Origin of the sequence: Pseudomonas fluorescens (assembly GCF_902497895.1) — a bacterium.
Lineage (GTDB): Bacteria > Pseudomonadota > Gammaproteobacteria > Pseudomonadales > Pseudomonadaceae > Aquipseudomonas > Aquipseudomonas fluorescens_BP.
Genome location: NZ_CABVHQ010000040.1, coordinates 19,737 through 39,892, shown reverse-complemented (window position 1 = coordinate 39,892; position 20,156 = coordinate 19,737). Strand labels below are relative to the sequence as shown.

23 protein-coding genes are annotated in these 20,156 nt (G+C 57.0%); 14 read left to right on the top strand and 9 right to left on the bottom strand.

Going from position 1 to position 20,156, the window contains the following annotated elements; all coding sequences use genetic code 11:
• Positions 1–10: 10 nt before the first annotated feature.
• The 3 genes from F8N21_RS19570 to F8N21_RS19560 all read right to left on the bottom strand — a co-directional run bounded on the left by F8N21_RS19570 (position 11) and on the right by F8N21_RS19560 (position 1,831).
• Positions 11–304 (bottom strand): co-chaperone GroES, encoded by a 294-nt coding sequence (locus F8N21_RS19570; RefSeq protein ID WP_090180803.1) that lies wholly within the window; start codon positions 302–304, stop codon positions 11–13.
• Between the two features lie 255 nt (positions 305–559).
• Positions 560–1,033: an FxsA family protein gene (locus F8N21_RS19565; RefSeq protein WP_150643676.1), complete on the bottom strand. Its 474-nt coding sequence runs from the start codon at positions 1,031–1,033 to the stop codon at positions 560–562.
• A gap of 66 nt (positions 1,034–1,099) precedes the next feature.
• Positions 1,100–1,831 carry a HugZ family protein gene (locus F8N21_RS19560; protein WP_150643675.1) on the bottom strand — a complete coding sequence of 244 codons (732 nt, stop codon included), beginning with the start codon at positions 1,829–1,831 and terminating at the stop codon, positions 1,100–1,102.
• A 164-nt stretch (positions 1,832–1,995) separates the two neighbouring features.
• On the opposite strand from F8N21_RS19560, the gene F8N21_RS19555 reads away from it, so the two are divergent.
• Complete coding sequence (locus tag F8N21_RS19555) at positions 1,996–2,754, top strand: SDR family oxidoreductase (protein ID WP_150643674.1); 759 nt, start codon at positions 1,996–1,998, stop codon at positions 2,752–2,754.
• A gap of 113 nt (positions 2,755–2,867) precedes the next feature.
• Here the strand turns inward: F8N21_RS19555 and apbC are convergent, their stop codons facing one another.
• The gene (gene apbC, locus F8N21_RS19550; protein ID WP_150643673.1) at positions 2,868–3,962 is read right to left on the bottom strand and encodes an iron-sulfur cluster carrier protein ApbC; all 1,095 of its coding nucleotides are present in this window, start codon (positions 3,960–3,962) and stop codon (positions 2,868–2,870) included.
• A 332-nt stretch (positions 3,963–4,294) separates the two neighbouring features.
• Here apbC and metG point away from each other — a divergent pair, with 332 nt between their 5' ends.
• The 8 genes from metG (at position 4,295) to F8N21_RS19510 (ending at position 11,188) form a co-directional block, all read left to right on the top strand.
• A complete protein-coding gene (metG, locus tag F8N21_RS19545; RefSeq protein ID WP_150643672.1) occupies positions 4,295–6,346 on the top strand; it encodes a methionine--tRNA ligase in 2,052 nt (683 codons plus the stop codon).
• 135 nt (positions 6,347–6,481) lie between these two features.
• On the top strand, positions 6,482–7,069 hold the full coding sequence (locus F8N21_RS19540) for an Rnf-Nqr domain containing protein (protein ID WP_150643671.1): 588 nt from the start codon (positions 6,482–6,484) through the stop codon (positions 7,067–7,069).
• Positions 7,066–8,079 carry an electron transport complex subunit RsxB gene (gene rsxB, locus F8N21_RS19535; RefSeq protein WP_150643670.1) on the top strand — a complete coding sequence of 338 codons (1,014 nt, stop codon included), beginning with the start codon at positions 7,066–7,068 and terminating at the stop codon, positions 8,077–8,079. The genes F8N21_RS19540 and rsxB overlap by 4 nt, the downstream gene beginning before the upstream one ends.
• On the top strand, positions 8,066–9,055 hold the full coding sequence (locus tag F8N21_RS19530; protein WP_150643669.1) for an RnfABCDGE type electron transport complex subunit D: 990 nt from the start codon (positions 8,066–8,068) through the stop codon (positions 9,053–9,055). The genes rsxB and F8N21_RS19530 overlap by 14 nt, the downstream gene beginning before the upstream one ends.
• Positions 9,052–9,663: an RnfABCDGE type electron transport complex subunit G gene (locus F8N21_RS19525; RefSeq protein WP_150643668.1), complete on the top strand. Its 612-nt coding sequence runs from the start codon at positions 9,052–9,054 to the stop codon at positions 9,661–9,663. The genes F8N21_RS19530 and F8N21_RS19525 overlap by 4 nt, the downstream gene beginning before the upstream one ends.
• Positions 9,656–10,237, top strand: coding sequence for an Rnf-Nqr domain containing protein (locus F8N21_RS19520; protein WP_150643667.1), 582 nt, complete (start codon positions 9,656–9,658; stop codon positions 10,235–10,237). Before F8N21_RS19525 ends, F8N21_RS19520 begins: the two co-directional genes overlap by 8 nt.
• Positions 10,238–10,262: 25 nt before the next feature.
• Complete coding sequence (nth, locus tag F8N21_RS19515) at positions 10,263–10,901, top strand: endonuclease III (protein WP_150643666.1); 639 nt, start codon at positions 10,263–10,265, stop codon at positions 10,899–10,901.
• Positions 10,902–11,008: 107 nt separating this feature from the next.
• Positions 11,009–11,188, top strand: coding sequence for a PA3496 family putative envelope integrity protein (locus F8N21_RS19510; RefSeq protein ID WP_018926601.1), 180 nt, complete (start codon positions 11,009–11,011; stop codon positions 11,186–11,188).
• A gap of 255 nt (positions 11,189–11,443) precedes the next feature.
• Here the strand turns inward: F8N21_RS19510 and F8N21_RS19505 are convergent, their stop codons facing one another.
• Positions 11,444–12,070, bottom strand: coding sequence for a response regulator transcription factor (locus F8N21_RS19505; protein ID WP_150643665.1), 627 nt, complete (start codon positions 12,068–12,070; stop codon positions 11,444–11,446).
• A gap of 656 nt (positions 12,071–12,726) precedes the next feature.
• Here F8N21_RS19505 and F8N21_RS30500 point away from each other — a divergent pair.
• Positions 12,727–13,419, top strand: coding sequence for a hypothetical protein (locus F8N21_RS30500; RefSeq protein WP_191624356.1), 693 nt, complete (start codon positions 12,727–12,729; stop codon positions 13,417–13,419).
• A gap of 101 nt (positions 13,420–13,520) precedes the next feature.
• Here F8N21_RS30500 and F8N21_RS19495 read toward each other — a convergent pair whose 3' ends face one another.
• Entirely contained in the window at positions 13,521–14,738 is a 1,218-nt protein-coding gene (locus tag F8N21_RS19495) for an argininosuccinate synthase (RefSeq protein ID WP_150643664.1), read from the bottom strand.
• A 128-nt stretch (positions 14,739–14,866) separates the two neighbouring features.
• The gene (locus F8N21_RS19490; RefSeq protein WP_150643663.1) at positions 14,867–15,775 is read right to left on the bottom strand and encodes a flagellar protein MotY; all 909 of its coding nucleotides are present in this window, start codon (positions 15,773–15,775) and stop codon (positions 14,867–14,869) included.
• A 172-nt stretch (positions 15,776–15,947) separates the two neighbouring features.
• Between F8N21_RS19490 and pyrC the strand changes: the two genes are divergently transcribed.
• Both pyrC and rnt read left to right on the top strand, forming a co-directional pair.
• A complete protein-coding gene (gene pyrC, locus F8N21_RS19485) occupies positions 15,948–16,994 on the top strand; it encodes a dihydroorotase (RefSeq protein ID WP_150643662.1) in 1,047 nt (348 codons plus the stop codon).
• Complete coding sequence (gene rnt, locus F8N21_RS19480; RefSeq protein WP_150643661.1) at positions 16,991–17,668, top strand: ribonuclease T; 678 nt, start codon at positions 16,991–16,993, stop codon at positions 17,666–17,668. The genes pyrC and rnt overlap by 4 nt, the downstream gene beginning before the upstream one ends.
• A 116-nt stretch (positions 17,669–17,784) precedes the next feature.
• On the opposite strand, the gene F8N21_RS19475 is transcribed toward rnt, so the two are convergent.
• Positions 17,785–18,387, bottom strand: a complete 603-nt coding sequence (locus tag F8N21_RS19475) for a peroxiredoxin (RefSeq protein ID WP_150643660.1) — start codon at positions 18,385–18,387, stop codon at positions 17,785–17,787.
• 311 nt (positions 18,388–18,698) lie between these two features.
• On the opposite strand from F8N21_RS19475, the gene F8N21_RS19470 reads away from it, so the two are divergent.
• Both F8N21_RS19470 and bfr read left to right on the top strand, forming a co-directional pair.
• Complete coding sequence (locus F8N21_RS19470) at positions 18,699–18,917, top strand: bacterioferritin-associated ferredoxin (protein ID WP_150643659.1); 219 nt, start codon at positions 18,699–18,701, stop codon at positions 18,915–18,917.
• A 200-nt stretch (positions 18,918–19,117) separates the two neighbouring features.
• Positions 19,118–19,588, top strand: a complete 471-nt coding sequence (gene bfr / locus F8N21_RS19465) for a bacterioferritin (protein ID WP_150643658.1) — start codon at positions 19,118–19,120, stop codon at positions 19,586–19,588.
• Between the two features lie 134 nt (positions 19,589–19,722).
• Here the strand turns inward: bfr and grxD are convergent, their stop codons facing one another.
• Entirely contained in the window at positions 19,723–20,064 is a 342-nt protein-coding gene (gene grxD, locus F8N21_RS19460) for a Grx4 family monothiol glutaredoxin (protein ID WP_150643657.1), read from the bottom strand.
• Between the last annotated feature and the right edge of the window lie 92 nt (positions 20,065–20,156).

Below are 20,156 nucleotides of genomic sequence, written 5' to 3'. Positions count from 1 at the left end.
TGAGCGGGAATCAGCCTTCGATAACAGCGAGGATTTCGTTCTCGCTCATTACCAGCAGGTCTTCGCCGTCTACTTTCACAGTGTTGCTGCCGGAGTAAGGGCCGAACACAACCTTGTCACCCACTTTCACGGCCAGTGCACGCACTTCACCGCTGTCCAGCACTTTGCCAGTACCTACAGCGAGGATTTCACCGCTGTTGGCTTTTTCAGCAGCCGAACCGGGCAGAACGATACCGCCAGCGGTTTTCTTTTCTTCTTCGCTGCGACGGATTACGACGCGGTCATGCAGAGGACGAAGCTTCATTGTCGATCTCTCCTAATTGTGGTTTTCATCGGCCGGTGTATTCCCGGCGGGTTAGCAAATCCGGCGTTGCCGGTTGCGGCTCGCAAAGCGAACCGCGGAAGTCTGTCTGGTGTCGCCACCAAAACCTTGCGGTGACCGTTACATAAGGGCGCATAAGCTTATTACAAGGGCTGATGAGCGAATTTTTTTACCTGGGACCCGGGCCTGAAAAACCCACATGGCACCCGCAGGTGCCATGTCGACCAACAAAACGGGTTACGGGTCGCGATGCTCGAACTCACCCTCGATCACGTTCGGCTGGCGCCCCAGGGGCTGTTGCGGGGTCGGCCCGCCACGAGCCTGCATATCCTCGGCAAAAGCACGCTGACGAATCGCCTGCTCCTCGGCACGTCGACGGATTTTGTTGGCCAGCAGCCGACGAGTGATCGGCAGCAACATGATCAAACCAAACACGTCACTGATGAAACCCGGCAGGATCAACAGACCGCCACCCAGGGCCATCATCAGGCCTTCAAGCATTTGCTGGGCTGGCAACTCGCCGCGGTTCAGGCTTTCACGTGCCCGCAGCGCCGTGGCCAGGCCGGCGACACGCAATACCAGCACACCGAGCATCGAGCCAAGAATAATCACCAGCAAGGCCGGGAAAAAGCCGATGGCCGAGCTGACTTTGACAAACACAAACAGCTCTAGCACCGGAAACAGCAGAAAGAGCAACAAAAAAGCGCGCATCAAATGGATCCTCAACGGAAGAATGCCTTCCAAGTTCACATTAGATGACGTCGCCGTTTCGTGAATTCAAGCGTCAGCGGCTTCATTTTTTGGCCAATGCTGGGCGTGAGCCAGAAAAACCAAGGCTTGGCGCACTTGTGTCGGCGTATTACAAGGATCCTGGAACGGCAGCCAATACACCCCCTGTCCAATACGCAAGTGCATGCCCTCGGTGTCGATTCCGGCCAACTGCGCCGGTACGGTTGTCGGTAACCCGGCCAATTCGACGTAGTGGGCAATGGCCTTGGCGTGGTCGTTGTTCATGTGTTCGACCATGCTCGCTTCCGCCTTGCCGGCAAACGGATTGGCCAAAGTGACTTGATCGATCCAGTGAATCTTGCCGAAACCACCGATGTAGCGATGACGGACTGGCTTGAGCACCCAAAAGTCAAAGTCATGGGCCTTGTGATAGCTCTGCGACTCAGGGAAGTAGCGGTAATAACGCTCGGCGGCGGCTTCGATCGCCTCGGGATCACTGAGCTGTTCAGCTTCGGCCAGATAGGTCAGACGCCCGACGGCTTGCACATCATCAGCCTCACGCTCGCCTACCAGCAGTGAGCATTTGGCATCCTTGAGCAAATTATGGGTGTGCTGGGCGATCCGGCTGATCAGGATCAGCGGCCGACCCTGCTGGTCCAGGCAATAAGGAACCACTGAGCCAAAAGGAAAACCGGGCATCGCCCTGGAATGCGTCGACAACACGCCACGGTATTCCTTGAGTAACAATTCTCGGGCATTCTTAGCGACTTCAACGCTCAATTTATGACTCCTTATATAGTATCCGTCGAAAAACGGACTGGCAGCTGGTGAAAGTCTCCAGTGACGCCATCGAGGCAGTTCTCATATGCAGCCAAGCCATATCAGGCACGCAGGAGAGGCTATATAAAAGGGAACCACTTTGATCTGCTATCGGGGGCATGCGAATGGAACTTACTGACAAAGTAATCATTATCACCGGTGGTTGCCAGGGTTTAGGCCGCTCCATGGCGGAGTATTTCGCCGCCAGGGGTGCGAAGCTGGCGCTGGTCGACCTGAACCAGGAAAGGCTCGATCTGGCCGTGACAGCCTGCCAGGCCAGCGGCGTCGAAGCTCGCGCCTATCTGTGCAACGTCGCCAACGAAGAACAAGTGACTTACATGGTTGCTCAGGTCGCCGAAGATTTCGGCGCGATCCACGGTTTGATCAACAATGCCGGAATCCTGCGCGATGGTCTGCTGATCAAGGTCAAGGACGGTGAAATGAGCAAAATGAGCCTGGCCCAATGGCAGGCAGTGATCGACGTCAACCTGACCGGCGTGTTCCTCTGCACCCGCGAAGTGGCAGCGAAGATGATTGAGCTGAACAATCACGGCGCAATCATCAATATCTCGTCGATTTCCCGCGCCGGTAACGTGGGCCAGACCAACTACTCCGCAGCCAAGGCCGGGGTCGCCGCAGCCACCGTGACCTGGGCCAGGGAACTGGCGCGCTACGGGATTCGCGTGGCGGGCATCGCGCCGGGCTTTATCGAAACCGAGATGACGCTGAGTATGAAGCCTGAAGCACTGGAGAAAATGACCTCGGGCATTCCGCTCAAGCGCATGGGCAAGGCTGAGGAAATCGCCCACTCGGCGGCTTACATCTTCGAGAACGACTACTACACCGGCCGGATTCTGGAGCTGGATGGCGGGTTACGCATTTAAAGCGCATTTAAAGCAAGATCAAAAGATCGCAGCCTGCGGCAGCTCCTACAGGATGTATGCCGATCCAGTGTAGGAGCTGCCGCAGGCTGCGATCTTTTAGGGGGCGCCGCGAATCAATCGTCGCTGATGGTGATATTCGGCATCGCCGGCGCTGCAGCCTCCTGCAACACAATCCGTGCGCCAACGTGCCGGGCCAGCTCTTGGTAGACCATAGCGATCTGGCTGTCAGGTTCGGCGATAACTGTCGGCTTGCCACCGTCAGCCTGCTCGCGAATGACTATCGACAGCGGCAGCGAGGCCAGGAGTTCGACTCCGTATTGGGTCGCCAGCTTCTCGCCACCGCCTTCGCCAAACAGATGCTCGGCGTGCCCGCAATTCGAGCAGATGTGTACAGCCATGTTTTCCACGACACCGAGCACCGGAATGTTGACCTTGCGGAACATTTCCACGCCTTTGCGCGCATCCAGCAATGCCAGGTCCTGCGGCGTGGTGACAATCACCGCGCCGGCCACCGGGACCTTCTGCGCCAGGGTCAGCTGAATGTCACCGGTGCCGGGCGGCATGTCGATCACCAGATAATCCAGATCGCCCCAGGCCGTCTGTGTGACAAGCTGCAACAGCGCGCCCGAGACCATCGGGCCGCGCCAGACCATCGGCGTGTTGTCGTCGGTCAGGAAGGCCATGGACATGACCTCGACGCCGTGGGACTCGATCGGCACGAACCATTTCTGGTCCTTGATTTTCGGGCGGGTGCCTTCCGGGATACCGAACATGATGCCCTGACTCGGACCGTAGATATCCGCGTCGAGAATCCCGACTTTGGCGCCTTCACGAGCCAGCGCCAGCGCCAGGTTGGCGGCGGTGGTGGATTTACCCACGCCACCCTTGCCGGAAGCCACTGCCACCACGTTTTTAACATTGGCCAGCCCCGGAATCTGTGCCTGAGCCTTGTGCGCGGCGATCACGCTGGTGATCTCGACCCTGGCCGTCGTCACCCCGTCCAGACCTTCGATGGCCATTTGCAGCATCTGCGCCCAGCCGCTCTTGAATAGCCCGGCGGCGTAACCCAGTTCCAGCGCAACGCTGACGCGATCACCCTGGATATCGATGGCGCGGACACAACCGGCGCTGACCGGATCCTGGTTCAGATAAGGGTCGGTGTATTGGCGAAGGACGGCTTCCACCGCTGCGCGATTGACGGCGCTCATGGGCAACTCCGATAGCAAGGCTTTAGAAAATCAGGGGGTATCCTACCTGTTCTGATGGTTGGACGGCATGCTTTCAGGATGTGACATAGGTCATATACGCGACCACTAAACCCGTAGCAGCTGCCGAAGGCTGCGTTCGGCTGCGAAGCAGCCGTAAATCCGTTGATCTCGGTTTTCCTGAAGTAACCGGGATTCAGGTTTTACCACCGCTTCGCGGCCGGACGCAGGCTTCGCCAGCTGCTACGGGGTGCCGGAAAACATTCCACGGGGTGAAAAATATGCGCCCACGCTTTATAGTGCTCGACCTCCGTTTCATCAAGTAGCCGAGCCCCATGTCCGAGCCACGCAAGATCCTCGTCACCAGCGCCCTGCCCTATGCCAATGGTTCCATCCACCTTGGCCATATGCTTGAGTACATCCAGACCGATATGTGGGTGCGCTTCCAGAAGCATCGCGGCAATCAATGCATTTATGTCTGCGCGGACGACGCTCACGGTTCGGCGATCATGTTGCGCGCGGAAAAGGAAGGCATCACCCCGGAACAACTGATCGCCAACGTCCAGGCTGAACACAGCGCCGACTTTGCCGAGTTCCTGGTGGACTTCGATAATTTCCACTCGACCCACGCCGAAGAAAACCGCGAGCTGTCGAGCTTGATCTACCTGAAGCTGCGCGACGCCGGGCACATCGCCACGCGCTCGATCACGCAGTATTTCGACCCGGAAAAGAAAATGTTCCTGGCCGACCGCTTCATCAAGGGCACCTGCCCGAAATGCGGCACCGAAGACCAGTACGGCGACAACTGCGAGAAATGCGGTGCGACCTACGCGCCAACCGACCTGAAAGATCCGAAGTCGGCGATTTCCGGCGCCACGCCGGTCCTGAAAGATTCGCAGCACTTCTTCTTCAAGCTGCCGGACTTCCAGGAAATGCTGCAGAGCTGGACCCGCAGCGGCACCCTGCAAGAGGCCGTGGCGAACAAGATCGCCGAATGGCTGGACGCCGGCCTGCAGCAGTGGGACATCTCCCGCGATGCGCCGTACTTCGGTTTCGAGATTCCCGATGAGCCGGGCAAGTATTTCTACGTGTGGCTGGATGCGCCGATCGGCTACATGGCCAGCTTCAAGAACCTCTGCGCCCGTCGTCCGGAGCTGGACTTCGATGCGTTCTGGGCCAAGGATTCCAGCGCCGAGCTGTACCACTTCATCGGCAAGGACATCATCAACTTCCACGCCCTGTTCTGGCCGGCGATGCTCGAAGGTGCGGGCTACCGCAAGCCAACCGGCATCAACGTGCACGGCTACCTGACGGTCAACGGGCAGAAGATGTCCAAGTCCCGCGGCACCTTCATCAAGGCCCGGACCTACCTCGATCACCTGTCGCCGGAATACCTGCGCTACTACTATGCCGCCAAGCTTGCGCGAGGCGTCGACGACCTCGACCTGAACCTTGAAGACTTCGTGCAGAAGGTCAACTCGGACCTGGTCGGCAAAGTCGTCAACATCGCCAGCCGTTGCGCCGGTTTCATTCATAAAGGCAACGCTGGCGTGCTGGTGGCCGGCAACGCCGCGCCGGAGCTGACCGAAGCCTTCCTCGTGGCCGCGCCGAGCATCGCCGAAGCCTACGAGGCCCGCGACTTTGCCCGCGCCATGCGCGAAATCATGGGCCTGGCCGACCGCGCCAACGCCTGGATCGCCGACAAGGCGCCGTGGTCGCTGAACAAGCAGGAAGGCAAGCAGGAAGAAGTCCAGGCCATCTGCGCCCTGGGCATCAACCTGTTCCGCCAACTGGTGATCTTCCTCAAGCCGGTGCTGCCGTTGCTGGCCGCTGATGCCGAGGCGTTCCTGAACGTCGAGCCATTGACCTGGAATGACCACCAGACCCTGCTCAGCAACCATCAGCTGAACGAGTTCAAACCCTTGATGACCCGGATCGACCCGGTAAAAGTGCAAGCCATGACCGACGCATCCAAAGAAGACCTGACCGCCAGCCAGACCGACACCGGCGATGCTGCGCCAGCCGGCAACGGCGAGCTGGCCAAGGATCCGCTGTCACCAGAGATCGAGTTCGATGCGTTTGCCGCCGTCGACTTGCGCGTCGCCTTGATCCTCAAGGCCGAAGCCGTGGAAGGTGCCGACAAACTGCTGCGCCTGACCCTGGATATCGGTGACGAGCAGCGCAACGTATTCTCCGGCATCAAGAGCGCCTACCCGAACCCGGTCGAGCTGGAAGGTCGTCTGACCATGATGATCGCCAACCTCAAGCCACGCAAAATGCGCTTCGGGATCTCCGAAGGCATGGTGATGGCGGCAGGTCCCGGCGGTGCAGAAATCTACCTGCTGAGCCCGGACAGCGGCGCCAAGCCAGGTCAGCGGATCAAGTAAGCGACCCGGCGCTGACAATCCCACCGCCAGGTGTTTCGTGGCGGTGGGATTTTCATATCTGGCCCACCCTCCGTCCTTGCCGGATAATGCCTAATCTGTAGGCAGACAGACCTGCTCGCACAACCCGGCACGATCATGACCGACCTGATTCTCACGCTTCTCAGCGCTGCACTGATCAATAATTTCGTATTGCACTGGCCGCTGGGCGTCGATCCACTGCTGCAGGCCACCGGCGAAACCGGGGCCGAGCGTCGGCAAGTGCATGCACTGGGTATCGCCACAACCTGTCTGATGTTGATCAGTTGTGTACTGAGCTATGGGCTCTACTACTACCTGCTGACACCCTTGGCGCTGACCTCGCTTGGTTTGTTCATCTTTCTGCCCATCAGCGCTGTGTTGATCAAGCCGATCCTGAGCCTGCTTGCGCGCTGGCTTCCACAGCTCTCGTTCAGCGGCCTGTGGCCCCTGCTGCTGGGCAACGCCGGCGTTCTCGGCCTGGCCCTGCTCAGCACCCAGGACGACAAGGGACTGCGGTATACGACCGCGCTGAGTCTCGGCGCGGGCCTGGGTTTCTGGCTGGTATTGAGCCTGTTCAGCGATTTGCGTCAACGCACATCCAACAATGATATCCCCCTGCCCTTTCGCGGCTTGCCGATCGAACTGATCAGCGCCGGGCTGATGGCAGTGGCATTTCTCGGTTTCAGCGGACTGATCAAAACATGAGTCTGATTCAACGCATCGACGCCCTGCTGCCGCAGACCCAATGCGGTAAATGCGGCCACCCCGGATGTAAACCCTACGCTGAAGGCATTGCCAACGGCGAGGCGATCAACAAGTGCCCTCCAGGCGGCAAGGAGACCATTTCGGCCCTGGCCGAACTGCTGAAAATACCGGTGCTGGAACTGGACGCGGAACGCGGTCAGGCGCCAGCGCAAATCGCCTTTATTCGTGAAGCGGAATGCATCGGTTGCACCAAATGCATCCAGGCCTGCCCGGTGGATGCGATTATCGGCGCGGCCAAATTGATGCATACGGTGATCATCGACGAATGCACCGGTTGCGACCTGTGCGTCGCGCCCTGCCCGGTGGACTGCATTGAAATGCATCCGTTGCCGAAGGCCTGCGTGCTGCCGATTGTCGGTGGGCTGGCGTTCAGCCTTGAGGAACAACGCGCTCGCACTGAAAAACGCAATCACGCCCGACAGCGTTTCGAGCAACGCAATGCGCGTCTGCAGCGCGAAGAACAGCAAAAACAGGCCGAGCGCCTGGCGCGGATACAGCGCCCGACGCAACACAACGAAGCCCCCGTTTTAAATCCGGTTCAGGCTGCCATTGAGAGAGTCCAGGCACAGAAAACCGCTGCTGCCGATGCCGCCTTGAAAAAAGCCAGGATCGATCTGGCGATGAGCCGCGCACAACTGAACAAGTCGCTGAAAGCCTTCGGGCATCCACCGACCTTCGAGCAGCAATCACAGCTGATCACTCTGCAACACCAGTTCGAGCTCGCGGAGCAAGCCTTGGCACAGCTTGAAAGCAATACTGCACCCGCGCCACAGTCGGCTCCGGCTCCGGCCAGGGATACCGAGCTCAAACGGGCGAAAATCCAACTGGCCATGCGCCGCGCCGAACTGAAAAAAGCCCAGAGCAGCAATGCCTCCAGCGAACAAATTGCCGCTCTGGGCAACGCCCTGGCTGAAGCCGAGCGACAGGTAGCTGCCTATGTCGCCTCTTGAAACGGTCGACGAGCGCCTTCAGCAGGCAATGAAACTGGTGCTGCTGGCAACCCTGCCAGGCATCTTCGTTTTACTCTGGTTGTACGGCTGGGGCGTGTTGATCAACCTGCTGCTGGCCGGCTCCACGGCCCTCGCCGTCGAAGCCACCGTTCTCAGGTTGCGCAAGCGCCCGCTGAAACCCTCGCTGAGCGATGGGAGCGCCCTGGTCAGCGCAACATTGCTGGCTGTCGCGTTACCGCCCTATTGCCCTTGGTGGTTGACCCTGAGTGCAACCGCATTCGCGCTGTTTTTCGGCAAACATCTGTATGGCGGAGTCGGCAAAAACCCGTTCAATCCGGCGATGCTGGGCTATGCACTGGTGCTGGTGTCGTTTCCACAGCAGATGACTCATTGGCCGGCATCCCATGGCATGGACCTGCTGGGTGGCTTGCAGCAGATTTTCGGCTTCAGTACCCAGTCTGCCGATGCCTGGGCCAGGGCTACGGCCCTGGACAGCTTGCGGATCAATAAAAGCCTGACCATGGATGAACTGTTCGCCGGCAATGCCGCGTTCGGCCACTGGGGTGGCAAGGGCGTCGAGTGGGTCAATCTGGCGTTCCTTGCAGGTGGCGCAGTTTTGCTGCAACGGCGGGTATTCAGCTGGCATGCACCGGTCGGTATGCTGGCCAGCCTGTTTATCATCAGCCTGCTCTGCTGGAACGGCTCGGGCTCCGACTCCCACGGCTCGCCCCTGTTCCACCTGCTGACGGGCGCGAGCATGCTCGGGGCGTTCTTCATCGTCACCGAGCCGGTCTCGGGCGCCAAAAATCCAAAGGCCAGATTGCTGTTCGGAGCGGGCGTGGGTCTGCTGACCTACCTCATTCGTACCTGGGGAGGTTATCCAGACGGCATTGCGTTCGCAGTGCTGTTGATGAACCTCACCGTGCCCGCCCTGGAGCGCCTGTTCGCCACGCAACCAGAGCCATCTGTGCCATGAACCGAAATGTCGGAGTGCTGATGCTGATAGTGCTGGCCGGTCTGGGGGGGACCGCGATCTTTCTCGTGCAACAGACTGCGGCGCCGCACATCGCGGCAGAACGACGGGCGATAGAAAATCGTAACCTGCTGCAAATGCTGCCCCCAGGCAGCTACGACAATCAGCCACTGGATCAGCCGCTGTCGACCCACAAGGTGCAGCTTGGCGCCAGCACGCTACTGGGCGGCTATCTGGCGACTCGATCCGCTGAACCCAGCGCGGTCATTCTGCGCAGCCAGACAGTGGGCTACGCCGGCCCCGTCGAGCTGTTGATCGGGATCGGGGCCAACGGCAAGCTGTTGGGTGTGAAAGCCCTCAAGCACACAGAAACCCCAGGCCTGGGAGGAAACATCGCCGTGACCCCTAACCCTTGGCTACAGGGTTTTGTCGGGAAATCCCGTGATGAGCCAGGCGACTCGGGCTGGGCCCTGAAAAAGGATAATGGCCAGTTCGATCAAATGGCCGGCGCCACTATTACCTCAAGGTCGGTGATAAGCGCTATTCATGATGCGCTGCGTTATTTCGACGAGCATCAGGCGCAACTCACAGGAAAGCCTGCACATGACTGAGACCTCGACACTGCGCAATTCGCTGATGCTCGCGCCACTGATTGGCGTCAGCGACACTCTGGTCAAGGCCATCGGCTTGTGGCTGATGTTCGTTCTGATCATCACGATCCATGGCATGGCCATGAAAGCGATTCGCCGCTGGCTCAACCCGAATGTGCGTCTGGCGGCGAGTATCCTGCTGGCCACCACTCTCGTCAGCTGTGCCGGGCTGGCGTTGCAGGCCTGGTCTTTGCAACTGCATCAAAGCCTGGAAGTCTACCTGGGGCTGATCGCGCTCCAATGCGTACTGCTCGAACTCGGTGGCTTTTTCGAACACAGCCCAATGTCTGACCGCCTACGACTGTCTGGCCTGTTCGGTGCGCTGTTGCTTGCACTGGGCACCTTGCGCGAGGTCCTCGGTACGGGATCCCTGGGCAGCCACCTGGAATGGCTGGCCGGATCCGCCGACACTCACTGGCAGCTCTGGCTATGGGCCCAGGACACAGGGCCGCGCCTGCTCACGCTCGCGCCGGGCGGGTTTATCCTGCTGGGGTTGCTGATTGCGGCAAAACAGGCCTTATCCAAACCACACTGACCGCCTTCAAGGAAACGCTTTACCCATGAATGCCGCAAAACGTCTGGAAATATTCCGTCGGCTTCACGAAGACAATCCGAAACCGAAAACCGAGCTGGCCTATTCCTCGCCGTTTGAACTGCTGATAGCCGTGATCCTCTCGGCCCAGTCCACCGACGTCGGCGTCAATAAGGCCACGGCGAAACTGTTCCCGGTCGCCAATACTCCAGAAGCGATCCATGCCCTGGGTGTTGAAGGCTTGTCGGAATACATCAAGACGATCGGCCTGTTCAACAGCAAGGCTAAAAACGTGATCGAAACCTGCCGGCTGCTGGTGGAACGGCATGGCAGCCAGGTCCCGCAAACACGGGAAGAACTGGAGGCGCTTCCCGGCGTCGGTAGAAAAACCGCAAACGTGGTACTCAACACGGCCTTTCGCCAGCTCACCATGGCGGTCGACACCCATATTTTCCGGGTCAGCAACCGTACGGGCCTGGCGCCGGGGAAAAATGTCGTGGAGGTGGAAAAAAAACTGATGAAGTTCGTGCCCAAGGAGTACCTGCTCGACTCCCACCACTGGCTCATCCTCCACGGCCGCTATGTATGCCTGGCCCGCAAGCCACGCTGCGGCAGCTGTCGGATCGAAGACCTGTGCGAATACAAGCACAAGACCTCCGACGATTGAGGGACTATTAACTTTATTAATAAGTCGATTGAAAAAATCTTTTTTACCCGCCACCGGTTTATCGATATAAGGAGCGCCAATGGCAGTCAAAGCCTGGAGTTAACCTTATGAGCACTGGCAAAGAGCAACTGGACGTAGAAGACGACTTCACCGCCGTTGAAGCAGATGACGCCGAGCCTGTGGTGGAGGTAGCGAAGACCAACCTGAGCAAACGCCGCACCATTGACAATCTTCTGGAAGAGCGGCGCCTGCAAAAACAACTGGCCGATTACGACTTTGACCTTTAATAGCTGAAAGCCTCCCGAAACGGAGGCTTTTTTGTTGGCATCCCGCACCTTGACCAACCGTCATTTGTTTCGCCACAGGCATCTTGTAGACCGATGAAACAGTGACCGGCACATCAAGCAGACAGCGTCAGGAGGACAACCAGCGAGCGCTTCTTTTGCGAGTGCTCAGGGAGACACGGACAAAACCGGTTTTGAGCAGAGCGGAAAGTGCTGTCGCCCGCGCCGCAACATTTTTACCCTTCCGGGTATTTGAATTCAAACCAACCCATTGCGTTGCGCAAGCTCGATCAGGTCAACCAATGAGCGAGCATTGAGCTTCAACAGCAATCGAGTCTTGTAAGTACTCACGGTTTTGTTGCTGAGAAACATTCCATCAGCGATTTCCTTGTTGGTCTTTCCTCGTGCAAGTTGCTGTAACACCATCATTTCCCGGCCAGACAGACGATCCACCATGTCTGCTTCACTGGCATTACCCAAATTCGATCGCACGGTATGCAACGCCTGATTGGGGAAATAACTGTAACCGGAGAGTACCGCCTTGATCGCACTCAACAACTCGGTGAGGTCTTGTTGCTTGCACACATAGCCCGCAGCACCGGCCTGCATACAACGCATGGAAAAATGCCCGGGCGCCTGCGACGTCAGCACCAGTACCTTCAAAGGCATGGGGTTTGAAGTGAGGCGCGCGATGACTTCCAGGCCATCCAGTTTTGGAATCCCGATATCCAGAATTATAATATCCGGCATATGCTCGCGGGCCAGCTGCAACGCATCCACGCCATTCCCCGTCTCCGCGATGACTTCATAGCCATGACGCTCCATCAGCATACGTACAGCAAGACGGATGACGGGATGATCATCCACGATCAGCACTTTATTCATGGGCAGTCCAATTTTCGCTGTTCGAATTTTTAGAGTCAGCACAATAGCCTAGTCATTTCCCCCTTGGCATCGTCCCCCCCCCGCTCATCAGCACCCAGAGACCTTCCCTACAAAAAACGCGGAATATGCCTACAAAAAAACACTATAAAAGGCTGTGTCTTCAAGCTTAATCGACTTGCCAGCTTCCCCTGCTCAGCGTCCTTGCGACCTCAGTCAAAGACATCCTGATTCTTGCACCCCAGATTACCGGTTGTTTTTTACAAAATAATTATTTACCGCAACTTACACCTGAAATGCTTTAGCGTGGAGAATCGAAGAGTTACATTTGAGCCAGATCGCTGAAATTGAAAGCAGAGGTTACATACCTCACCCAGAAAATCACTACTGCAGAGCGCACTGAACGTTCTCACCCTGCCAGACGTCCACCTCCGTTATCCGACCTAAAAACCCCGACATTTTTTATTTGAGGCTAGAATCATTAAAAGCATCCACAACACTTACTAACTTCTCCACTCACCAATAACAACTTGCAACTCGTGTTCCACCCCTGCACAAACTCAATAAAAATGCTGCCCCACTCACCAACAATTAAGGATGCAAAACGCACTACGCCAAGGTAAAAACCAATGAATATACCCCTTAAAATGACTAACCCAATGACCATCATCGCCCTCTTCGCGGCCTTAACAGAAGCCTCGGCAGCCGTATCGCTGCCGTTTCTTGATGACGGTGATCGGGATATTTATGTCTGGTTCCTGATCAGTTTCCCGTTCAGCCTGGTAGTTTTTTTCTTTATGACTTTAAACTTCAATTACAAAGCGCTGTATTCGCCTGCAGACTTTGCTAAAGGAAAGCACTTCCTGCAGCTCATCAACGAAGCCGTTCGTCAAAAAGGAGCCAGACTTTCACCTCCCTCTCCTGAACCCATTGAGCAAGACAATGACAGCGCCACCCTGGAGAAAGACCTGAATCCATGCCAGCCGCAGAGCTTTACGATGCGCCACGCTTCATCAGATAACGCACAAGCGCCACCGGCTTTCATTAATCTGCTGGCAAAGCCAGGCATGCAACAAAGTTTCCAACTGCATCACATACTGCACGGATTGCATATCATCGACACCCGGCGAATCGAAACAAGGAAAGGGTTTGAGCTTTTAGTCAGCGAAGTGGCTCAGGCATTCAACAACCCGCCAGACGCTAACGATCTTATTATTTTTCTGGCCAACCAGAAGTCGCTCAAGCTGATAAACCAGAGCACACTCGACAAACTGAATTCTGCAAAGTCAAATCGATCTTATATGATCTACAATCTGGGCACACTGACCCTGACACTGACCAGCGCCTCATAAAAACGCCTTTCATCAACCTCGATCAGGCATCCAGACCGAACATGCAAAAAAAAATGGCCCTGCTTTTATGCGGGGCCATTTTTTGAGTCGCGCTCAACCGATCAGAACAATTTCCGACCTTTGTTTGCGGCAATACGCATGCGCAACGCATTGAGTTTGATGAAGCCAGCCGCATCCGCTTGATTATAAGCGCCGCCATCTTCTTCAAAAGTCGCAATGTTTGCGTCGAACAAAGATTCATCGGACTTGCGGCCGGTGACAATGATATTGCCTTTGTACAGTTTCAGACGAACCACACCATTCACGTGTGCCTGGGAAGCATCGATCATCTGTTGCAGCATCAGACGCTCAGGGCTCCACCAGTAGCCGGTGTAGATCAGGCTCGCGTATTTAGGCATCAACTCGTCTTTGAGGTGAGCCACTTCGCGATCCAGAGTGATCGACTCGATCGCACGGTGAGCCCGCAGCATGATGGTGCCGCCAGGGGTCTCGTAGCAGCCGCGAGACTTCATGCCGACGTAACGGTTCTCGACGATATCCAGTCGACCGATGCCGTTCTCACCGCCAATGCGGTTCAGCGTCGCCAGGACCGTGGCCGGAGTCATTTCAACGCCGTCCAGAGCAACGATATCGCCATTGCGATAGGTCAGCTCAAGATAGGTTGCGACGTTCGGTGCATCTTCCGGCGACTTGGTCCAGCGCCACATGTCTTCTTCGTGCTCGGTCCAGGTATCTTCCAGCACGCCGCCTTCATAAGAGATGTGCAGCAGGTTGGCGTCCATCGAGTACGGGGACTTCTTCTTGCCGTGGCGCTCGATCGGGATGTTGTGCTTTTCAGCGTAATCCATCAGCTTTTCACGGGACAGCAGATCCCATTCGCGCCACGGAGCAATCACTTTCACTCCTGGCTTCAAGGCATAAGCGCCCAGTTCAAAACGGACCTGGTCGTTGCCTTTACCGGTTGCGCCATGGGAAATGGCATCGGCGCCGGTTTCGTTGGCGATTTCGATCAAACGCTTGGCGATCAACGGACGAGCGATGGAGGTACCCAGCAGGTACTCACCTTCGTAAACGGTGTTGGCGCGGAACATCGGAAACACAAAATCGCGGACGAACTCTTCGCGCAGATCGTCGATGTAGATCTCTTTGACGCCCATGGCTTGTGCCTTGGCGCGTGCAGGTTCGACTTCTTCGCCCTGACCCAGGTCAGCGGTGAAGGTCACCACTTCACAGTTATACGTATCCTGCAGCCACTTGAGGATCACCGAAGTGTCCAGGCCGCCGGAATATGCCAGAACGACTTTGTTTATGTCCGCCATGCCATCACTCCACGGGGTTTTCGGAAAGCCGTCAAGTCTACCGTTCAAACAGGATAATTTACAGAGGCGCGACAGCTTATGACGACGAAGCGACAGATTATGTCGAGTGTGCGACCACTACAGCCGTTTCAGGACGTCGCCGCGGTATTGCTCGCGGAACTGACCTGCGGTGCCGGCTTCTCGCTGGGCGCCACACGCTCCAGATGAACATTGACCCGGCGGTTCTTCGCCCGATTGGCGGAGTTGGTATTGGGTGCCAAAGGGTAGCGCTCGCCATGGAAACGCAGGGTGATCTGTGCTTCGGGGACGCCGTTGGCCTTGAAGAAATCCATGACTGCCAAAGCTCTGCGTCGTGACAGATCACGATTGGTCAGGCGGTTGCCGCCGTTGTCCGAGTGGCCGTCGAGCTGAATGTGATTGACCGTCGGATCAGCCTTGAGGAATTCCAGCACGTTCTGCAGCCTGGCCTTGGCCGGCGCATCCAGCTCGATCCCGCCGCCAGGAAACCCGACCTGGGCCTGCTTCACTTGCTCGAAGTTCATCGGTAACAGCTTGGCGGTGCACGCTTGATAGTCGCCATAGGCCTTGCTGAACTTGACCGGTAGCAAACGGACCTCAGAGACGCCACCATCACGGGAATAATGACGTATCAGCGGGCTGCGACCGTCCAGCAAACCACTGAATAGTCGGCCGGCCTGAGCCTGGGAACTGTTGAACAGCACATCACCGCTGCCGACTTGCACGGCCCCCAGGTTAATATCACCACGCCCCGGCTGCCAGGGCGCAGCCGCTGCCAACAGGGTGGCCGAACCGCCGCCAAGGGAGTTGTTATAAGCCTTCAGTCGAAAAGTCGCCTGCTCACCGGCGCGTCGCACGAACTCACCCGAGCCGAAGTCGGTGATCGGCTGGCTCAGGCGGCACTCGAACTTGTCGCCTTCGACCGTCCACTCGATGCTCTCCAGACGTGTCTGGTAAGTCAGAGCCATCGCGGGCAGGCTGGCAAACACACTGAGCAAGGCTAAATAACGCTGGCGCACGGAGGGCTCCATTGGCTTCTACACAAAAGACCGACACACACCTTTACGGCATATCACTTGTTTACTGCACACCTACGGGATATCGGAAGCTTGCTGCAAAACTTGATAGCGAGTGCCTGAGAGAGTCTTTTCCGGTAGCATTCCCCTCAGTTTGACCCGCCTGGAATTCCCAATGTCCGACCGCCTGACCCTGCTGCGTCCCGACGACTGGCATATACATCTTCGCGATGGTGCTGTGCTACCCAATACTGTCGCCGATGTTGCGCGCACCTTTGGCCGCGCCATCATCATGCCCAACCTGGTACCACCGGTGCGTAATGCCGCTGAAGCCGATGCCTACCGTCAGCGCATCCTCGCTGCACGTCCGGCCGGCAGCCATTTCGAACCGCTGATGGTGCTCTACCTGACCGATCGCACTACCGCTGCAGAGATTCACGAGGCCAAGGCCAGTGGTTTCGTGCATGCCGCCAAGCTCTATCCGGCCGGCGCGACCACCAACTCGGACTCCGGTGTCACCAGCATCGACAAGATCTTTGCGGCACTGGCGGCCATGGCCGAAGTCGGCTTGCCCTTGCTGATCCACGGGGAAGTCACCCGTGGCGATGTCGATGTCTTTGACCGGGAAAAGCTGTTCATCGACGAACACCTGCGTCGGGTCGTGGAACACTTCCCGACCCTCAAGGTAGTGTTCGAACACATCACCACCCGTGAAGCCGTGCAGTTCGTCAATGAGGCCCCGGCCAACGTTGGCGCGACCATCACTGCCCACCACCTGCTGTACAACCGCAACCACATGCTGGTTGGCGGGATTCGCCCGCACTTCTATTGCTTGCCGATTCTCAAACGCAATATCCACCAGGAAGCGCTGCTCGACGCCGCCACCAGCGGCAGCGAGAAGTTTTTCCTCGGTACCGATTCGGCCCCGCACGCCCAACACGCCAAAGAAGCGGCTTGTGGTTGTGCCGGTTGCTACACCGCTTACGCAGCGATCGAGATGTATGCCGAAGCCTTCGAACAGCGCAATGCGCTGGATAAGCTCGAAGGCTTCGCCAGTCTGCACGGCCCGCGCTTCTATGGCCTGCCGGCAAATACCGAGCACATTACCCTGGTTCGCGAAGAGTGGACCGCCCCTACCAGCCTGCCCTTCGGCGAGCTGTCTGTCATCCCGCTGCGCGCCGGTGAAAAACTGCGCTGGCGTCTGCTGGAGAAACACTCGTGAGTGAAGACCATTTCGACGACGAACAAGACGGCCAAAATGGTGGTGGCGGTTCGCGCCATCCGATGGCAGCCCGGTTTCGTGGTTACCTGCCGGTAGTCGTCGATGTTGAAACCGGTGGTTTCAACTGTGCCACCGATGCCTTGCTGGAAATTGCCGCCGTCACCATCGGCATGGACGAAAAAGGCTTTGTGTACCCTGAACACACCTATTTCTTCCGGGTCGAGCCTTTCGAAGGCGCGAACATCGAAGCCGCGGCCCTGGAGTTCACCGGGATCAAGCTCGATCATCCGCTGCGCATGGCGGTCAGCGAAGAAACGGCCCTGACCGATATCTTCCGTGGCGTACGCAAGGCCCTGAAGGCCAACGGCTGTAAACGCGCGATTCTGGTGGGGCATAACAGCAGCTTCGACCTGGGCTTCCTCAACGCCGCTGTCGCGCGCCTGGACATGAAACGCAACCCGTTTCACCCGTTCTCCAGCTTCGACACCGCCACCCTGGCTGGCCTGGCTTACGGTCAAACCGTGCTGGCCAAGGCCTGCCAGACTGCCGATATCGATTTCGACGGCCGTGAGGCCCACTCGGCGCGCTACGACACCGAGAAGACGGCCGAGCTGTTCTGCGGCATCGTCAATCGCTGGAAACAAATGGGTGGCTGGGAAGACTTTCACGACTGATCAAGTCGCCTGAAGAAATCGTGCCATAAAAAATAATGCCGTCCGTTGCCTGAAGAAATCGTACCCATAAAAAAACCGGCCTCAGTGGCCGGTTTTTTTATTGCCTGACGCGTGGCTTACAGCTTGCCAGCGTTTTCGGTCAGGTAAGCTGCGACGCCTTCGGTCGAAGCGGTCATGCCTTTGTCGCCTTTTTTCCAGTTGGCAGGGCAAACTTCGCCGTGCTCTTCGTGGAATTGCAGAGCGTCGACCAGACGGATCAGCTCTTCCATGTTACGGCCCAGCGGCAGGTCGTTGATGATCTGCGAGCGGACAACGCCTTTGTCGTCGATCAGGAACGCGCCACGGAAGGCCACGCCGCCTTCGGACTCAACGTCGTAGGCCTTGGCAATTTCGTGCTTCATGTCAGCAGCCATGGTGTATTGAACCTGGCCGATACCACCATTGTTCACCGGGGTGTTGCGCCAGGCGTTGTGGGTGAAGTGCGAGTCGATCGACACCGCGACCACTTCAACGTTACGCGCCTTGAAGTCAGCCATGCGGTTGTCCAGAGCGATCAGCTCGGATGGGCAAACGAAAGTGAAGTCCAGTGGGTAGAAGAACACCAGGCCGTATTTGCCTTTGATGGCCGAGGACAGGGTGAAGCTGTCAACGATCTCGCCATTGCCGAGTACGGCCGGTACGGTGAAGTCAGGGGCTTGTTTGCCTACGAGTACGCTCATTGGATATCTCCTGGTGTAATAACGTGAAGAACTGGGTTCGCGCCAGCCTGCCACCCTCAGGCGACAGCCCTGTGACACGAACCCGCTTCGCAAGGGCCGACCATCATACACCGCGTTTTTGACCTGTCCTTAACGGTTTTTTCGAGGCGGTTAAAAAGGCCGTACTGCGTTTCCCCTACAGTTTGAAGGGAAAACCATTCGTCAGTCACCTGCCCCTGAGAGGCCAGGTGTGCCGAAACCACTTTGACAATAATTCTCGTTAACATTAAGATCCATCGCAAATAAGCCACAACCAGCGACGGTTCTCACTTATGTATGTATGCCTCTGCACAGGCGTCACCGACGGGCAAATACGCGATGCGATCTTTGAAGGTTGCTGCAGCTACCGTGACGTGCGCCAAGCCACCGGCGTTGCCAGCCAATGCGGTAAATGTGCCTGCCTTGCCAAGCAAGTGGTACGCGAAACCCTGACCGAACTGCAAAGCAGCCAGGCGGCGATTCCCTACGCTGTAGAATTTTCCGCCGCTTAAATAATGAATTTTAAAGAACCGGACTTAGTGTCCGGTTTTTTTATGTCCGGAAATCAATCGCTTAGCACCGCGATGCGGAACAAAAACGTTCTTATTCCGATTAATTTTCATATATTATTCAATAACTTAGGTTTGACACAGGTAGTTGCTCGGCTCAAACTATATTCATATACCGCGAAATATAGGGCAGGATTCCCATCATGAAAGGCGACGTTACAGTCATCCAGCATCTCAACAAGATCCTTGCCAATGAGCTGGTCGCGATCAATCAATACTTCCTGCATGCGCGCATGTATGAAGATTGGGGCCTGGCCAAGCTTGGCAAGCACGAATATCACGAATCCATCGACGAAATGAAGCATGCCGACAAGCTGATCAAGCGCATCCTGTTTCTCGAAGGCCTGCCGAACGTACAAGACCTCGGCAAGCTGCAGATCGGTGAACACACCAAGGAAATGCTTGAGTGCGACCTGCGCATCGAGAAGACTGGCCACGCCGATCTGAAGGTAGCCATCGCGCATTGCGAAACGACTGGCGATTTCGGCAGCCGTGATCTGCTCGAAGATATTCTCGAATCCGAAGAAGAACATATCGACTGGCTGGAAACCCAACTGGGCTTGATCGATAAGGTCGGTCTTGAGAACTATCTGCAATCGCAGATGGGCGAATAAACTGGCGCCCTGATCTCGATACAACAAAAAGCCCCGCCTTCTTTCGAGAGGCGGGGCTTTTTTTACATCGTCAAGATCAAAAGATCGCAGCCTGCGGCAGCTCCTACACAAAGAAGCTGCGGCAATAATGCGAATCAGGCTTCGGTCTTGTTCGCTGCGGCTTTTTCGACAGCAGCTTTGATCGTGGCCTGCAATGAACCGTCAGCGGCCATTTCGGTCATGATATCGCTACCGCCGACCAACTCACCACCGACCCACAGTTGCGGGAAGGTTGGCCAATTGGCGTACTTGGGCAGGTTTGCACGGATTTCCGGGTTCTGCAGGATGTCCACGTAAGCGAACTTCTCACCACAGCCCATGACGGCCTGAGCGGCTTTCGCGGAGAAGCCACATTGTGGAGCATTCGGCGAGCCTTTCATGTAAAGCAGAATGGTGTTGTTGGCAATCTGCTCTTTAATAGTTTCGATGATATCCATGGAGCACCTCGGCTGAACTTTCCGACTCAGTTGTCGGCACGGTGGCGCATTGTAACGGAAAGCCAGGCGCCATGCTCGGTCTCCCCGATAGA

Coding starts and splice junctions, on each gene's coding strand:
- F8N21_RS30500 (WP_191624356.1), top strand. CDS start 12,727: ATGACCATCATCGCCCTCTTCGCGGCCTTAACAGAAGCCTCGGCAGCC.
- F8N21_RS19555 (WP_150643674.1), top strand. CDS start 1,996: ATGGAACTTACTGACAAAGTAATCATTATCACCGGTGGTTGCCAGGGT.
- F8N21_RS19475 (WP_150643660.1), bottom strand. CDS start 18,387: ATGAGCGTACTCGTAGGCAAACAAGCCCCTGACTTCACCGTACCGGCC.
- nth (WP_150643666.1), top strand. CDS start 10,263: ATGAATGCCGCAAAACGTCTGGAAATATTCCGTCGGCTTCACGAAGAC.
- F8N21_RS19510 (WP_018926601.1), top strand. CDS start 11,009: ATGAGCACTGGCAAAGAGCAACTGGACGTAGAAGACGACTTCACCGCC.
- metG (WP_150643672.1), top strand. CDS start 4,295: ATGTCCGAGCCACGCAAGATCCTCGTCACCAGCGCCCTGCCCTATGCC.
- F8N21_RS19520 (WP_150643667.1), top strand. CDS start 9,656: ATGACTGAGACCTCGACACTGCGCAATTCGCTGATGCTCGCGCCACTG.
- F8N21_RS19495 (WP_150643664.1), bottom strand. CDS start 14,738: ATGGCGGACATAAACAAAGTCGTTCTGGCATATTCCGGCGGCCTGGAC.
- grxD (WP_150643657.1), bottom strand. CDS start 20,064: ATGGATATCATCGAAACTATTAAAGAGCAGATTGCCAACAACACCATT.
- pyrC (WP_150643662.1), top strand. CDS start 15,948: ATGTCCGACCGCCTGACCCTGCTGCGTCCCGACGACTGGCATATACAT.
- bfr (WP_150643658.1), top strand. CDS start 19,118: ATGAAAGGCGACGTTACAGTCATCCAGCATCTCAACAAGATCCTTGCC.
- F8N21_RS19570 (WP_090180803.1), bottom strand. CDS start 304: ATGAAGCTTCGTCCTCTGCATGACCGCGTCGTAATCCGTCGCAGCGAA.
- F8N21_RS19470 (WP_150643659.1), top strand. CDS start 18,699: ATGTATGTATGCCTCTGCACAGGCGTCACCGACGGGCAAATACGCGAT.
- F8N21_RS19525 (WP_150643668.1), top strand. CDS start 9,052: ATGAACCGAAATGTCGGAGTGCTGATGCTGATAGTGCTGGCCGGTCTG.
- apbC (WP_150643673.1), bottom strand. CDS start 3,962: ATGAGCGCCGTCAATCGCGCAGCGGTGGAAGCCGTCCTTCGCCAATAC.
- F8N21_RS19540 (WP_150643671.1), top strand. CDS start 6,482: ATGACCGACCTGATTCTCACGCTTCTCAGCGCTGCACTGATCAATAAT.
- F8N21_RS19565 (WP_150643676.1), bottom strand. CDS start 1,033: ATGCGCGCTTTTTTGTTGCTCTTTCTGCTGTTTCCGGTGCTAGAGCTG.
- rsxB (WP_150643670.1), top strand. CDS start 7,066: ATGAGTCTGATTCAACGCATCGACGCCCTGCTGCCGCAGACCCAATGC.
- F8N21_RS19505 (WP_150643665.1), bottom strand. CDS start 12,070: ATGAATAAAGTGCTGATCGTGGATGATCATCCCGTCATCCGTCTTGCT.
- F8N21_RS19530 (WP_150643669.1), top strand. CDS start 8,066: ATGTCGCCTCTTGAAACGGTCGACGAGCGCCTTCAGCAGGCAATGAAA.